The following is a 15,217-nucleotide window of genomic DNA, read 5'->3' as shown; positions in this document are numbered from 1 at the left end:
GAACCGATTCAGAGTTCCGGAATCTCGGGCAGTGCGCCGGTGCTGAGTCGTTCCGCAGTGCGCTTGTTCATACCGAACATGCGCAGCATGCGATAGGTCATCTCGTCGGAGAGGGCGTCGGCGTCCGCGCCGGGGTCCGCGTCGAGCAATTGCAGTAGTCCCAGCAGGGCCCCGCCCGCGGACATGACTGCCAGATCCGCGTCCATCGGCTCGAAGCGCCCGGCGTCCTGGGCCGCGCGGATATCGTGACGTGCCCGCGGGGCGAGTCCCTCGTTGCGGAGCATGACGCCCATCCCCGAGTTGAGCACGACCTTCACCATTTCCGGTATGCGGCGTTGCAGGCGCCCGGTCATCCGGAAGCTGACCGCGAACACCTCGGCCGGGTCCTCGTACAGCGCCACGATCTGATCGCGCATCTCGCTGTAGACCAGCAGGGCCGAGCGGACCGCTTCGTCGAAAAGCTGTTCCTTGGAGTCGAAGTGGTTGTAGAAGCTGCCGAAGCCGACGTCGGCGGCATCGGTGATTTCCTGGATGCTCACCGAGGACCGGCCTTCGGACAGGAACCCACGCGCGGCGGCCAGCAGCGCGTTGCGGGTGCGCTCGCGGCGGCGGTCGGTGCGGGTGGGCGCCGCGGGTTCGGCAGTCATCGGACCTACTTCCCTCTTGGAAGCCAAATCATATCTGAGGAATCTGTCAGCTCCGATTTACGATGCAACTCACAGTTCTGATCAAATCATCAAATCTTGCTTGACAGAGGAAACCATCTTGACTGATGATTTCATCATCAACGCTCTGGAGGTAGCCGTGACAAGCACAGACAACAAGGTCGAGGCCGGGCGAACGGTCCGCGTCGGTGACCGCGACATCTTCTTCACCGAGGCGGGCACCGGCCCGGTGCTGGTGCTGCTGCACGGCGGTGGACCGGGAGCGTCGGGGTTGTCGAACTACTCACGCAATATCGAGGTCCTGGCCCGCCGGTTCCGGGTGATCGTGCCCGATCTGCCGGGCTACGGCCGATCGAGCAAGCACATCGATCAGCGCGACCCGTTCGGCGATCTCGCCGCCGCGATCGGCGGACTGCTGGAGGCGCTGCAGGTGCCCCGAGCCCATCTGATCGGCAACTCCTACGGCGGTGCCGCGGCATTGCGGCTGGCAATGGACCGGCCCGAACAGGTCGGCAAGCTGATCCTCATGGGCCCCGGTGGCGTCGGTACTACCCGTACGCTGCCGACCAGTGGTTTGCAGTCCCTGCTGTCCTACTACACCGGGCAGGGCCCGAGCCGGGAGAAACTCGCGCAATTCCTGCGCGACTACCTGGTGTACGACGCGAGCGCGATCACCGACGACATCATCGACGAACGGTACCGCGCGAGTATGGATCCCGAGGTGGTGGCGAACCCGCCGCTGCGTCGTCCGTCCGGACTCGGCGCGCTGCGCACCCTATGGCGGATGGACTTCACCCGCGATCCGCGCCTGAGCTCGGTCACTCACCCGACCTTGGTGATCTGGGGTGCCGACGATCAGGTCAACCGGCCCGAGGGCGCCCGCATGCTGGCCGACCGCATGCCCAACTGCGATCTCTATCTGGCCGCGCGCACCGGCCACTGGGTGCAGTGGGAACGCGCGGAACTGTTCAACGATCTCGTCGTGGCGTTCCTGGGGCAGTCGGCATGAGTGACCGCCCCCGGATCGATCCGAGCGAATCAGTGTATGGCGCAGTACATCTGGGCTATCTGGTGGTGCACTCCCAGCGACTCGCGGATTGGCACCGGTTCGGTGCGCTCGCGATCGGACTGCACACCGACCGGCCCGACGCGGACACACTGCGCTTTCGGCTCGATGACCGCGCATGCCGATTCCTGATCCGGCGCGGCACCACCGAGGACGTCACCGCGCTGGGCTGGCATGTGGACGATCACGAAACGTTCGACCGGATTCTGGCCCGCGTCAGCGACCGCGGCGTACCGATCCGGGAGGGCACCGCCGAGGACTGCGCGCTGCGAGGTGTGGAAAGGCTCTGGCGCTTCCCGGGCCCCAAAGGCATTGAGACAGAAGTCTTCACCACCCCGATCACCACCGATGAGCCGTTACGGATGCTCAGCTCCGGATGGGTGACCGGCGAGGCCGGCCTGGGCCACGTGGCGATCGTGTCCCGCGAGCCGGAGTTCATGCACGCCTACTACCGCACCCTGTTCGACTCGCGCCTGTCGGATTTCATCGACGAGAACGTCTCGGGACTGAGGATGAAGATCCGATTCCTGCGCGTCAACGAACGCCATCATTCGATCGCCGTCGCCAATATCCGCGGCCTCAAGATCGACCCCATCCGGACCCGCGTCCAGCACGTCAACATCCAGTCGGCGACCCTCGAGGACATGCTCGCCGCGTTCGGACGCGTCACCGACCTGGGATTCCGGATGGCGTGGTCGGTCGGGCAGCACACCAACGACCGCGAACTGTCCTTCTACTGCGTCACCCCTTCGGGTTTCGAACTCGAGGTCGGCTGGAACCCGGTCGTGATCACCCCCGAACTGGACCGCGCCTGGACGGCCACGACCTACCAGGGCATCAGCATCTGGGGGCACAACACCGTCGCGCAGAGCCCGCTGGACAGGTTCGACCAGTTGCGCAATGTCGTTGCGCGCCTGCGCACCCCGGAAATCACCGTCCCCGAACTCATCGGAAGTACAGGCAAATGAGCGAATTCGATCATGAGGTCGTGATCGTCGGCCTCGGGCCGACCGGGTTGACCCTGGCCAACCTGTTGGGCCGGCGCGGGATCGACGTGCTGGTGCTCGAGCGCGAACCGCATTACTACGGCCTGGCGCGCGCGGTCTATACCGACGACGAAGGCATGCGAATCTTCCAAACCGCCGGTGTGGCAGACGAACTCGCCGCGGATATGAACACCGACTCCACCGTGCAATGGGTGCGCCGCGACGGCCGGGTCCTGGCGCAGTTCCGTCAGGTCGAACGTCCGCTGGGCTGGCCGGTGGCGAATTTTCTCTATCAGCCCTATCTCGAGAACAGTCTCGAACGGGCACTCGAGCAGTACCCGCACGTCACCGTTCGTCGCGGCCGCTCGGTCACCGATTTCGAGCAGGACGCCGACGGGGTGGTGATCGACCACGAGCACTGCACCAGCTCGGGATACGGCACCGGTCCCCTCGAGATCGAACCCGGGAGCCGCGAGCGGGTCCGGGCGCGCTACCTCATCGGATGCGACGGCGGCCGCAGCATTGTGCGCACCCGGCTCGGGATCGATATGTCCGGCACCAGCTTTCCCGAACGGTGGCTGGTCGTGGACCTCGAAGCCCGCGACGGTATCGATGCCTTCCGGCACCTGCCCTACTTCGACTTCGTCTGCGATCCGGCCATGCCGATCGTGTCGTGCCCGCAGCCCGATGGGCATCACCGGTTCGAGTTCATGCTCCGCGAGGACCAGACCAAAGAGGAGATGGAGGACCCCGCCACCGTCGAGCGGCACATCTCCCGTTTCGTGGACACCAGCGAAGTGCGGGTGCTGCGCAAACTCGTCTACACCTTCAATGCCGTCGTCGCCGACAGCTGGCGCGACCGGCGAATCCTGCTGGCCGGCGACGCGGCGCACATGACACCCCAATTCATCGGTCAGGGAATGAATTCCGGCGTCCGCGACGTGGACAACCTGTCCTGGAAACTCACCGCGATCCTGCGCCACGGCGCGGACGGGTCGATCCTGGACAGCTACGAGACCGAACGCCGACCGCACGCCAAGGCAATGATCGACCTGTCGGTGTTCAACAAGAACCTTGTCTCCCTTGATAATCCGGTGCTCGCGACCCTCCGCGATATCGCACTCGCCACCGCGGTACGCGTACCCGGCCTCGGTGGCTGGGTACGCGGCGCGAAGATGAAGCCCGCACCCCGATTTCGCCGCGGCGCCTATCTCGGGATGGACCGTTCGATCCTGTTCGGCATCGAAGGTCGGCTCACACCCCAGCCGCAGGTGCGCACCTACGACGGCAAACTTCAGCGATTCGACGACGCCCTCGGACTCGGTTTCGCACTGGTCGGGCTCGGTGTGGATCCGCGCACCACACTCGGCGCGCGGGACCTCGAGGCCCTGCGCGCGATGGGCACGCGGTTCGTCACCGTCTATCCCGTCGGTGGACGCCCGCAGGGCAAACCCGGTGACGGGCGCGACGATGTGACCGATATCGAGGATCACACCGGGGTGTTGACCCGCTGGTTCCAGCGCGCGCGTGTGCGAGCGGGCGCGGTCGTGCTGATCCGCCCGGACCGTTTCGTCTTCGGTACCGCCACCCCCGAGAACGCTCCCACCCTGATCGCCGCCCTCACCGGCCAGCTCGGCCTCGCGGCACATTCGAGCCCCGCGCAGACACTCCGCACCCCGAGCGCCCCGGTGGAGCCGGACCTGATCGGCAACCACTACGAGGAGACCCGATGAAACTCCAGAGCACCCAACAGGTTTCGACGCTGCAGAGCGCCGCTGAACGCCTGCGTACGGCCGCGACCAGCGGCACCGCGGTTGCTCCGGTCCGCGATCTGATCGGCCGCGACGATATCGAGGCGGCCTACGCGGTCCAGAGCATCGGAGTCGCCCACCGGCGCGCTCTCGGGGCACGGATCATCGGACGCAAGATCGGATTGACCTCGCCCGCGGTGCAGCAGCAGCTCGGGGTGGACCGGCCCGATTTCGGCGTGCTATTCCACGACATGCAGGTTCCGCAGACCCCGCCGGCCGAACGTCCACTTCTGTTGCAGCCCAAGGTCGAAGCCGAACTCGCCTTCGTGCTCGCCGCGGATCTCGATCACGATCGACTCGACGCCGACACCGTGCGTGGCGCGGTCGCCTATGCCGTCGCCGCCCTCGAGATCGTCGACAGTCGTATCGCCGGATGGGATATCAGTTTCGCCGACACCGTCGCGGACAACGCCTCGAGTGGCTGGTTCACCCTCGGTGAGCGGCATCTGATGCTGAGCGAGTTCGAACCACGCGAGATCACCATGCGCATGAGCATCGGCCAGGATCTGGTCTCCGAAGGCACCGGCGCCGCGTGCCTGGGCGACCCGCTCAATGCACTGGCATGGCTGGCGCGTACCGCCCGCGAACTCGGAAATCCCTTGCGGGAGGGGGACATTGTCCTCTCGGGTGCACTGGGCCCGATGGCTCCACTGATTCCCGGCGAGCAGGTTCGCGCGGAGCTCTCGCTCGGCACCGCGATCCTGAGCTCGGTCGAATTCACTTGGGAGATCGCATGACTCGCACCAAAGTAGCCGTGATCGGGTCGGGCAATATCGGCACCGATCTGATGATCAAGGTGCTGCGGCTGTCCGAACACCTGCAGATGGCCGCGATGGTCGGAATCGACCCGGACTCGGACGGTTTGGCGCGCGCACAACGCCTCGGAGTGCCCGTCACCGCCGCCGGTGTGCGCGGATTGATCGCGATGCCCGGCTTCGACGAGATCGACATCGTGTTCGACGCGACCTCCGCGGGCGCGCATCGCGCCAACGCGGCCGCGCTCGAGCCCTTCGGCAAGTTCCTGATCGACCTCACCCCCGCCGCGGTCGGCCCGTTCGTGGTCCCGGCGGTCAACCTCGATGATCACCGCGACGCCCGCAACGTCAACATGGTCACCTGCGGCGGGCAGGCCACCATCCCGATCGTGGCGGCCATCTCCGGAGTGGTCGAGGTCGCTTATGCCGAGATCGTCGCCTCCATCGCCTCGAAATCGGCCGGACCGGGAACGCGCGCGAACATCGACGAATTCACCGAAACCACCAGCGCGGCGATCCGCGATGTCGGCGGCGCGCGACGCGGGCGCGCGATCATCGTGCTCAACCCCGCCGAACCACCGCTGATCATGCGCGACACGGTCCTGGCGCTGGTGCATGACCCCGCTGGGGCAGCCGCACCATCGATCGAGCGCGCCGTGCGCGAGATGGTGGACTCGGTCGCGGCCTATGTGCCCGGCTACCGGCTCAAACAGCAGATCCAGATCACCCCGATTCCGCACGACAGCCCGGTGCACACCTTGACCGGCGGTGAGCCTGTGACACACCAGATTTCGGTCTTTCTGGAAGTCGAAGGCGCGGCGCACTATCTGCCCGCCTACGCCGGAAATCTCGACATCATGACCTCCGCCGCGATGCGCGTCGCCGAACAGATCGCTTCGACCCGGGAGCACATCCGATGACCGAGCTCTTCCTGCAGGACGTCACGCTGCGCGACGGCATGCACGCTCTGCGTCACCGCATCACTCCCGCCACCATCGCCGCGGTCGTGACCGCGCTGGACGCCGCGGGCGTCGACGCGATCGAGGTCGCACATGGTGACGGGCTCTCCGGCGGCAGCCTCACCTACGGCCCCGGCAGCCATACCGACTGGCAATGGCTCGAAGCGGCCGCCGAGGCCCTGACCCACGCTCGGCTGACCACACTGCTGCTGCCCGGGATCGGCACCATCGCCGACCTTCGCCGCGCCTACGACCTGGGAGTCCGCTCGGTGCGGGTGGCCACCCACTGCACCGAAGCCGACATCGCCGCCCAGCACATCGGATTCGCCCGGGAACTCGGCATGGACGTGTCGGGCTTTCTGATGATGAGCCATATGAACACTCCCACCGGGCTGGCCGAACAAGCCAGGGCGATGGAATCGTATGGCGCACAGTGTGTTTACGTCACCGACTCGGGCGGTCGGCTCACCATGAACGGGATTCGCGACCGCGTGCGCGCCTATCGCGACGTCCTCGCACCCAGCACCGAGATCGGTGTGCACGCCCACCAGAACCTGTCCCTGTCGGTCGCCAACAGCGTCGTCGCTGTCGAGGAAGGTGTCACCCGGGTGGACGCCTCGCTCGCCGGACTCGGTGCGGGAGCGGGCAATACACCGCTCGAGGCATTCGTGGCGGTCGCGGATCTGAGCGGATGGAAGCACCGCGCTGACCTGAACGCGCTCACCGACGCCGCCGAGGACCTCATCCGCCCGCTCATGGACCGACCCGTGCAGGTCGACCGCGAAACCTTGACCCTGGGCTACGCCGGGGTGTACTCCAGCTTTCTGCGCCACGCCGAAACCGCTTCGCGCACATATGGAATCGATGTACGCACCTTGCTCCTGGAAGCCGGGCGGCGCGGACTCGTCGGCGGTCAGGAAGACATGATCGTCGATGTCGCGCTCGATTTGTGCGCCGCGTCCAGGTGAATCCGACCCTGTCCATTTCCACCGACCGTGAGTGAGACCGTGACCTCTTTTCCTTCCTCCCGCCAGACCAGTCGACGCCGCCTCCTCGGTGGAACAGCCGCCGGCGCACTGGGATTCGCCGCCCTCGGAACCGCGATGGCGGCCGGGCCCGCGCGCAGCCAGCAGCCTCCGTCGGGCACCTATCGCATCGACCTGCACGCGCACTTCCTGCCACCGGACTACCGGGCCGCCCTGATCGAACACGGCCACTTCACGATCGGCGGCTACCCGACCCCGAACTGGTCACCGGAGGAGGCCATCGGGTTCATGGACTACTACGGAATCCAAGCCCAAGCACTGTCGGTCTCGGATCCGGGTGTGTCCTTCCTCGGCGGTCAGGAGGCGATCGACATGGCCCGCTACTGCAACACCTACGCCGCGGACCTGTTCCGCACCCACCCCACTCGCTTCGGCGCCTTCGCGGTGCTGCCGATGCCGGACCTGGCCGCATCCATCGCCGAAATCGCCTTCGCCCTGGACACTTTGCGCCTGGACGGGGTGGTGCTGCTGTCGGCCTACAACGGCATCTACCTCGGCGACCCACGATTCGAACCACTCATGGCCGAACTGAATCGCCGGCGCGCGTTCGTGTTCGTCCACCCCGCGGCCATCGCGCCCGACGCCAAACCCGAACTGCCCCTTCCGGATTTCCTGGAAGAGTTCACCTTCGACACCACCCGGGCCGCGACCCTGATGATGTTCACCGGCGTCACCCAGCGCTACCCCGACATCCGATTCCAGCTCGCCCACGCCGGTGGCACACTGCCGTTCGTATCGCACCGGATCGGGGTGGCCTCGCAGACCGTGCTGGGGGAGTTGTGGCCCGACACCCTGCCCCGGCCCTCGGTCCTGGACACCGCCACCCAGATCTCCCGCTTCTACTACGACACCGCCCTCAGCGGCGCCCCCGCGGCCATGGCCAGCGTCCTCGCCGTCACCAGCCGCGATCACATCGTGTTCGGATCGGACTGGCCCTTCAGCGCCGCGACCCTGCCTCAGAGAGGGAGCCACGACCCCGCACCGGGACTCAGCGACATCTTCGACGCCGATCAACGCATGGAAGTCGAACACCACAACCCCCTGCGTCAACTCCCGCGACTGGCCGAAGCCGTCGCGACATAGCCGCCCTCGAGCACAGGGCGGAGCGAATCGAAATCTCTCGTCAGGAGTAACCATGGTGCGCTCGACATCGCAGTCGCGCCTGCGGCGGTACTGCGCGGCAGCCATCTCGTTCACGGCCATCGTCGCGGTGACCTCGGTGGTGCACGGCGGATCGGCACGGGCTCTGCCGATTCCGCCGCCGCCCGAACCGGTCACGACCGCAGCACCTTTGGGGCGGTACCCCGTCGGAGTGAACATCTCGTCCTATACCTACAACGGTCGTGACCTGCGACTGATTACCTGGTATCCGGCCCAGGCGAGTTCGCAGCCACCGTTCGTCACCCCGAACGGCATCACCGGCACGGCGGTGGAAAACGCGCCACTCGACCATTCGGGAGGACCGTACCCACTGATCATGTTCTCGCCCGGACTCGGCGCACCGGGAGACGGCTACTACTTCTACACCCAGAACCTGGCCAGTCAGGGATATGTCGTGGTGGGCATCGATCACGACGACGCCACCGACGCGGTACCCGGGCTGCAAGGCCCCGAATTGGCCGCGGGGCTGCAAGCTTTGGTGGGACAGAACTCGAGCGATTCGGTGTTCTCCCTGTACGGCGAGTGGTTCCGACGAACCCAGTTCGCGATGACCTACCGCCCGCAGGAAATCCGTACCGCACTCGATACGACACTGCGACGCAACGACGATCACGCCGACCTCCTGGGCGGCTCGATGAACCCCGACGCGATCGGCATGAGCGGACACTCGCTGGGAGCGGCCTACACGCTCCTCACGGGCGGAATGAGCATTCCGTGCGACCACCCGATCCCCGCCATCGACGCGCACACACCTGTCACCGCCATCGATCCGTGCGCCCTCCCCGCGCGACAGGCATGGCCATCCGCGGACGCGATCCGCGACCCTCGAATCAAGGCGATCGTGCCGCTCGCTTCACCGGTTTTCGTCAGCGACGCGTACATCCCACAGGCCGCCGCTGACCTCTCTATCCCGCTGATGTTCATCACCGGTGCGGACCCCTACCTCGAAGCCTCCCGAGCACCACAGTGGCAGGTGTACGCCGCGGCCCACGGACCGAAATACTTCGTCGAAATCAGCGATACCGACCATTTCCTGGTCAGCGACGCCGCCGCATTGAACCCCTACTTCAGTGCAGTCCAACTCCCTTGGGACAAAGCCGATTTCACAGCCAAAGCGCAGGCGTACATGCGGTACTCGACCGCCTTCTTCGACCGCTATCTCAAGAACGACACCAGCACCGGCGGGCAACTCGACGCGCCCGCAGCGGGTGTGATCGCCGCCGTCCACAGCCAGAGCTGATCCGAGCCGAGCTGCACACAGCTGTGACCGCACTCGTAGACGCGGTGACCGTTTACTCCGCCTGTACAAACATCATGCGAACGCACGCGCATGCCGCGACCCGCGCGTCGCTCGTACTGGTTCTGGCAAGACGGGTGTGGATCCCCGTTTACTGTTCGCCCGGTCAGCCCCAGCGCACCCAGTTCGTCCATGCCAGAGGCCAATTGAGAACGACGGCGAGCAGGATGGAGATGAGTACCGCGGTCAGTGCGACACCACCGGCGCGAGTGGGGCCGGTGGCGCGGCTCGGAATGCGAGGCAGTGCCGAGCCGAGCAGGATCACCGGTGTCACCGCCAGCAGGCTGTAGAGGGTGATGGTGTGCAGGTCCGCGGCAAGTTTGGTTGGAACCAGCGGCGGGACACAGGTGGTGGGATGGCGTCCCCACAGATCGAGACAACGCGCGGTGGCCCAGGTGGCGAGCTGAGCGAAGGTGGCCAGTACAGCGGTGATCGACATGGTCAGTAGTGCGGTGCGGGCGCGGCGACTGCGAACGAGGGCGAGAAGGGCTGCCGCGGTGACGATCTGGACCAAGAGCACCATCGCCAGATAGGTGTGCCAGTAGGTATCGAAGAATTCCACACCTGCGGCAGTGTTGAGTTTGCGGTTGGCCTCGGGCACTCGGTCCCTGGTCCAGAAGGCCAATCCGATGCCCGCCCCGACGAGCGTGAGACCCGCGCAGGCACCCGCAATGAGCGGAACTCGCAGCGGCCCGGCGAATCCCAGTGGGAGCAGCCACATCAGGGTCAGGCCGAGCAGGAACGCCGGATTGACCTCCACCAAGTTGAGAGCGGGAAATGCGGGCGGACATCGCAGCGCCTCCGCGTACCGCCCCTGAGTGGCGCCATCTATCCAGCAGCTCAGGCCGTTCGTGCGTGCGATCGGCGGCAAACTTGTCCAGACGTACCAGGCGGCGAACCATGGGCTCGCGGCCAGAGTGGCGCTCACGATCACCCAGCGGGTGCGGTGCGGCGGGCACGCGTCAGGTTCGGTCGCGGCCCGGAACCACAAAGCAAGCACGATCGCCCCCACCAGCAAGGCCGCGCCTATACCGAGCACTGGCACGACATCACCACGCCACCAGCGGGTGACCGCGGCTGAACCGTCTACCGGGCTGGAGAGCCTGCGGGTCAGCAGCGGAGCGAGCAGACCCAGGTACAGACCGCTGAGCAGGGCGATCGGGTGGGTCAGATACGGGGCTCGTCGTTCCCCGGTGCGCTGCCACAACGAGATCAACAAGAGTGCGACGAACACCGGTCCGAGGCATAGGCCGATGAGTGCGTCGGGATGAAAGGTGTTGATGCTGCGGAGCAGATCGACATACACCTGGCTGCCGAGTTGGTGCAGGTTGGACGCGAGCAGACCGACGGCCAGGCCGATCATCGTCAGCTCCGGCAACGCTGGGCGCCACGCGAGCTCCGGTTGCTCGCGGGCCGCGAGGCGGGTGGCGGCCGAGGGATGAGTACCGTTGTGACGGACGATCCACTGCATGAGGCCGTGTCTGTTGGACTGCCGATAGAGCCGCCGCAGAAGTTCGGGGGTGGCCCGATCGTAGGCCGCGCTGGTCGCGTCGGCCTGCAGTTCGCGCACCCGCAGTACGGCGTTTCGTGCCAGGTAAACCAGAACGGTGAGCGCCAGCGACTGTATGAGCAGTAGCCGCCAATCCACCAGAAGCGATGCGGCCGAAGGGGTTACGAGCTTGGCCTGATACCACTCGGTGCGAGATAGCGGCACCAGCGCGTACACGGGCACGACGGCCACCGCGACGAAGGACCACAGGATGGCGATGGTGAGCGCGGTCAGGTCCAGGTCCCGGTTGCGCAGGTGGGCGAGCTCGTGAAGCACGGTCGCGTCGAATACTTCGGGATCGGTGGTGCACAGTGTGATCAGCGGAGGGTTGATGCTCACGCGGCGGTGTCCAGGCAGGCCGAACGCGCGCCCGCCCGCGGATCCGACAGCGCGCCCGGCTGAATACCAGGCGGGATGTACGTCCATGCGGTCCGCCAGCATCGACAACCGTTGCAACACTGCGGCGTTGTATTCGTTGGGTAGATAGGGCTTCATGTCGTTGCGGATCGAGACCCACGCCGGGTGTGTCAGATACAGGAGCACTGTGAGTCCGACCAGCACCGCGAAACCGCCCAGGAACCACCACAATTCGAGGCGGAAGGCGTCGGACTCGCACGTGCGGTAGGTATCGGTGACGGCCCCCACGTCGACATTCGGGTCGTAGCCGGTCGTAGCCGTCAAGCAGTCGCCGATGATGGTGAAGAAGCGGTTCGCGCTGGGCGGGAACAGATAGAAGAGCTGGATGAAGCTGAACAGCCCGGCGACAGCGACCAGCAGGATGAGCACGATGAAGCGGATCGTGGTACCCGTGGGCGGGCGGGAGCGGGTCAAGGGGCGTCGGGGTCGGTCTCGGCACGCAGGCGCAGGTCCATCTCATAGGTGATCCGCTCCGCCAGATCGGCGGGAGCGCCCACCTTCCGGGTGGCTGTGCCGGCCACCGAAAGTATGGCCGCGCGCTGCTCAGGTGTGAGGCTCGCCAAGACTTCTCGCATCTGTTCGGGCGTGGGCAGGGGCGTGCGCCGACGGCGAAACCGTTCGAAACGGGTTCGCGCCTGTGCCCCAGTGCGTTTCAGCCAGAGTAGGCCGAGTTCTTTGACGATCTCGTTGGCATAGACCAGGGTGTAAGCGGTGGCAATGGTTTCCACGTCGGCGAGACCGAACCCCAGCGGGTCGTGCGAACCGCGCCCGCGGCGCAGCAGACGGTCACCCCGTTTGAAGTACGCGCCCGCGACAGCGTCGAAGGCCGGCAGTTCCTCGGGGAAAGCCGCCCGCACAACGTCCCTACTCAGAGTCGACACCAGCGGATCGGACATTCCTCACCCTCCATCGGTCACTGCGGGCTCCAGTGTGACGCGAATAGCTGTGCGACACTCAGGTTTTCGGGCGTTTCCCGCAAGGGCAGTGCGTGTCTGGCCGCCCGGTCTGCATCACGTCGGCCTCCTGCCGCGCGGCCTGCGGAAGGAGCCGCACTTACACCAGATGATGCGCTCTGTGCGGAGCCGCGACGCCGCCGCACGGTGACAGGCGAGCAGAGCTGTTGCGGCTCAGCTCATCCGATATTGCCTGCGGGCTCAGGCGGTTCTTGCCGGTCCTCTCTGATCAACACACCGGTGACGGAGTAGCCGGGGGATTCGACCCGTTCTGTTCGCGGAAGAGGTACTTCGGTCAGCTTGCCGTCGTAGATCATCCACAGTCCGAAGCAGTCGTCCTCCTCGTCGCGGACGAGGACCTGCACCGAGTCCGGGCGTGGCCACGGTAAGGCTTCGAGATACGACAACAGCCCGCCCCAGGTGTTTCGGGAGAACTGGATAATCCAGGCGTAACATTCGCTCGATCGATACTGAAACCCCGCCCCCGAGAACTTCGTGTCATCGATCGCAATGAACGTTTGATGCCACCGCCGGGAATCGTCGTCCTGCTCCAGATGCTCCGTGACCTCCTCCGCCCCACGTGCCAGAACGATGACTTCAGCGAATCTGCTCATCCCACAACCTCTTTCGACCTTGACCAGATGTCCCGGCCACGTCGTGACCCTAAAGACAAACGTCCACGCCCGCGACTGGATATCCGCGTATGCCGCAGCCCGCTGATCGGCTGCGCACGAGTGCGCAGTAACGGGATATGCCTAAGGAGGGGTCATGCCGAGCCCATGCGGTGAAAGTCGAGTGGTCCGGTACTCAGGCCCACCGCAGCACCGCGCGCCAGTATGTGAAAGGTCGGGGACATTATCGGCCGATCCAAGGAGGACGCCATGTCATTCCGGCTCATCTGCCACGGCGGCTCGGGGTTGTCCGCGCCGTTCGCCGGGCGCATCTTCGGGGTCGAACCCGACGGTCATCTGCGCTACTACCGATACCTCGGCGACGGGACCGCCGACCACTCCGGAAGCACCGGCTGGGATACGCACTCCGGCAATACAATCGGGCATGGCTGGACCGATTTCCAGCATATTCTCGGCATGGGCGACGGCGTGCTCATGGGCATCCAGAACAATGGCGATCTGCGCTGGTACCGGTACACCGGCGACGGTACCCAGGACCCCGCGGGCGCAGTGGGCGCGGATGCCAACAATGGCAACACCATCGGCAACGGCTGGCAGAACTTCCTGCACGTATTTGTCCGGGCAGCCTTCGTCAGACCGCTGGGATTCGAACCCGAGCGGGTGATCTACGCGGTCGACCACGACGGATTCCTGCACTGGTACCGCTACCTGGGCACAGGCGAGCACGATCCCTCGGGTGCGATCGGCTGGCATCCCAACTCGGGCAACATCATCGGCAATGGCTGGTTCGGATTCAAATTCATCGTCGGGATCGGTCCGGAGATCTACGGGGTACGCGACGACGGCGCCCTGCACTGGTACCGGTACACCGGCAATGGTGAGAATGATCCGTCCGGAGCCACCGGGGCACATGCCAACAACGGCAATCAGATCGGCCGAGGATGGGCCGGATTCCGGTCCCTATTCGCCGGGCCCAGTTCCATCGCCGGGGCCGATGGGATCGACGTCGGCTATGACACGTTGTGGGGTGTCGAGGAGAATGGGGACCTGCGTTGGTATGGCTACGGCGGCGACGGAGCACAGGACCCTTCCGGCAGCACTGGCTGGCATCCCCACTCGCGCAACATCATCGGGAACGGATGGTAACCGCACAAGGGACTGATATTGCCATCGAGAAACGTCGGCAGATTCGAATCCTCAGAGTGCCCATGTCTCGATAGGGCCGAGCTTGGTTTCGATCCAGTCGAGCGCTTGGTCGCGATACCGTCGTCGTAGTTGGTCCTCCGCGGGCTGTTGCAGCGCCCGGCAGAGTTCGGTCAATTCCTTGCTCGGCCCGTTTTCGGTCAACAGCACGGCGACTCCTGGATGGGTTGCGCTGCGTGAGGTCAGTAGTGCGATGAGACGCTCGTTGTCCAGTAGTTCCTGCATCGTCGGGAGTGCCTCGCCGTTCAGCCGAGCGACGATGTGGTCGAAGCACTCTTCGGCTTCCGCGGCGGTGGTGAAGTTCCACTCGTTGGCGCCGAGAGGGTCCATTCGCTCGAACCAGAGGCCGGATTTCGTCGTCAACTGCTGATCCGGATATATGGCCTTCCAGTACTCGACCCACACCTTCGGCTGAATTCGCAGATTGATGAAGAACCTTGCCTGCTCGCGTCGGGAGTACTTGTTTCCTTGGAAGTTGACGACAGCCCGGTTGCCCGCAGGGTTGGTCATGGTCCACGTAGGCGCGGTTCCTTTCCATCCCGCCGACCGCAGCACCGGTCCTACCTGGTCGCGAAGCAACTCTCGATAGCTCTTCGTACAGTCGAATTGGTCCATCGTTGTCCTGTCTTGTCACGGTCAACGTTCAGGCTATCGAATAGCAAACAGGTCCTTCTCGACATCGGTTGTGGTCGTGCCTGTTGGCTTCAGTTGACTCGA

14 protein-coding genes are annotated in these 15,217 nt (G+C 65.3%); 9 read left to right on the top strand and 5 right to left on the bottom strand.

The annotated features are described in order from the left end of the window. Positions 1–8: 8 nt before the first annotated feature. The gene (locus ACFC4D_RS21780) at positions 9–647 is read right to left on the bottom strand and encodes a TetR/AcrR family transcriptional regulator (RefSeq protein WP_376065867.1); all 639 of its coding nucleotides are present in this window, start codon (positions 645–647) and stop codon (positions 9–11) included. Positions 648–804: 157 nt separating this feature from the next. Here ACFC4D_RS21780 and ACFC4D_RS21775 point away from each other — a divergent pair, with 157 nt between their 5' ends. Genes ACFC4D_RS21775 through ACFC4D_RS21740 form a run of 8 tightly spaced genes read left to right on the top strand, consistent with a single transcriptional unit; the run spans position 805 to position 9,689 of the window. Further along, entirely contained in the window at positions 805–1,674 is an 870-nt protein-coding gene (locus ACFC4D_RS21775; RefSeq protein WP_376066504.1) for an alpha/beta fold hydrolase, read from the top strand. After that, complete coding sequence (locus ACFC4D_RS21770) at positions 1,671–2,699, top strand: VOC family protein (protein ID WP_376065865.1); 1,029 nt, start codon at positions 1,671–1,673, stop codon at positions 2,697–2,699. Before ACFC4D_RS21775 ends, ACFC4D_RS21770 begins: the two co-directional genes overlap by 4 nt. Next, positions 2,696–4,450 (top strand): bifunctional 3-(3-hydroxy-phenyl)propionate/3-hydroxycinnamic acid hydroxylase, encoded by a 1,755-nt coding sequence (locus ACFC4D_RS21765; RefSeq protein ID WP_376065863.1) that lies wholly within the window; start codon positions 2,696–2,698, stop codon positions 4,448–4,450. Before ACFC4D_RS21770 ends, ACFC4D_RS21765 begins: the two co-directional genes overlap by 4 nt. Further along, positions 4,447–5,265, top strand: a complete 819-nt coding sequence (locus ACFC4D_RS21760; RefSeq protein ID WP_376065861.1) for a 2-keto-4-pentenoate hydratase — start codon at positions 4,447–4,449, stop codon at positions 5,263–5,265. Before ACFC4D_RS21765 ends, ACFC4D_RS21760 begins: the two co-directional genes overlap by 4 nt. After that, positions 5,262–6,203, top strand: coding sequence for an acetaldehyde dehydrogenase (acetylating) (locus tag ACFC4D_RS21755; protein WP_376065859.1), 942 nt, complete (start codon positions 5,262–5,264; stop codon positions 6,201–6,203). Before ACFC4D_RS21760 ends, ACFC4D_RS21755 begins: the two co-directional genes overlap by 4 nt. Then, entirely contained in the window at positions 6,200–7,210 is a 1,011-nt protein-coding gene (gene dmpG, locus ACFC4D_RS21750) for a 4-hydroxy-2-oxovalerate aldolase (protein ID WP_376065858.1), read from the top strand. Before ACFC4D_RS21755 ends, dmpG begins: the two co-directional genes overlap by 4 nt. 39 nt (positions 7,211–7,249) lie before the next feature. Further along, positions 7,250–8,371, top strand: a complete 1,122-nt coding sequence (locus ACFC4D_RS21745) for an amidohydrolase family protein (RefSeq protein WP_376065855.1) — start codon at positions 7,250–7,252, stop codon at positions 8,369–8,371. 52 nt (positions 8,372–8,423) lie between these two features. Then, positions 8,424–9,689 carry an alpha/beta hydrolase family protein gene (locus ACFC4D_RS21740; RefSeq protein ID WP_376065853.1) on the top strand — a complete coding sequence of 422 codons (1,266 nt, stop codon included), beginning with the start codon at positions 8,424–8,426 and terminating at the stop codon, positions 9,687–9,689. 163 nt (positions 9,690–9,852) lie between these two features. Here ACFC4D_RS21740 and ACFC4D_RS21735 read toward each other — a convergent pair whose 3' ends face one another. From ACFC4D_RS21735 to ACFC4D_RS21725, 3 genes are all read right to left on the bottom strand, one after another. Continuing rightward, positions 9,853–12,126 (bottom strand): M48 family metalloprotease, encoded by a 2,274-nt coding sequence (locus tag ACFC4D_RS21735; RefSeq protein WP_376065851.1) that lies wholly within the window; start codon positions 12,124–12,126, stop codon positions 9,853–9,855. Beyond that, positions 12,123–12,608: a hypothetical protein gene (locus ACFC4D_RS21730; protein WP_376065848.1), complete on the bottom strand. Its 486-nt coding sequence runs from the start codon at positions 12,606–12,608 to the stop codon at positions 12,123–12,125. Before ACFC4D_RS21730 ends, ACFC4D_RS21735 begins: the two co-directional genes overlap by 4 nt. Positions 12,609–12,844: 236 nt before the next feature. Continuing rightward, a complete protein-coding gene (locus ACFC4D_RS21725; protein ID WP_376065847.1) occupies positions 12,845–13,279 on the bottom strand; it encodes a hypothetical protein in 435 nt (144 codons plus the stop codon). 267 nt (positions 13,280–13,546) lie between these two features. Here ACFC4D_RS21725 and ACFC4D_RS21720 point away from each other — a divergent pair, with 267 nt between their 5' ends. Continuing rightward, entirely contained in the window at positions 13,547–14,443 is an 897-nt protein-coding gene (locus ACFC4D_RS21720; protein WP_376065844.1) for a tachylectin-related carbohydrate-binding protein, read from the top strand. A 51-nt stretch (positions 14,444–14,494) separates the two neighbouring features. Here the strand turns inward: ACFC4D_RS21720 and ACFC4D_RS21715 are convergent, their stop codons facing one another. After that, on the bottom strand, positions 14,495–15,115 hold the full coding sequence (locus tag ACFC4D_RS21715; RefSeq protein ID WP_376065841.1) for a DUF4304 domain-containing protein: 621 nt from the start codon (positions 15,113–15,115) through the stop codon (positions 14,495–14,497). Between the last annotated feature and the right edge of the window lie 102 nt (positions 15,116–15,217).

The sequence above is a fragment of the Nocardia sp. NPDC056000 genome, assembly GCF_042269265.1.
GTDB lineage: Bacteria > Actinomycetota > Actinomycetes > Mycobacteriales > Mycobacteriaceae > Nocardia.
Note: the sequence above shows the minus strand (reverse complement) of the source record. Positions and strands in the feature narration are given on the sequence as shown.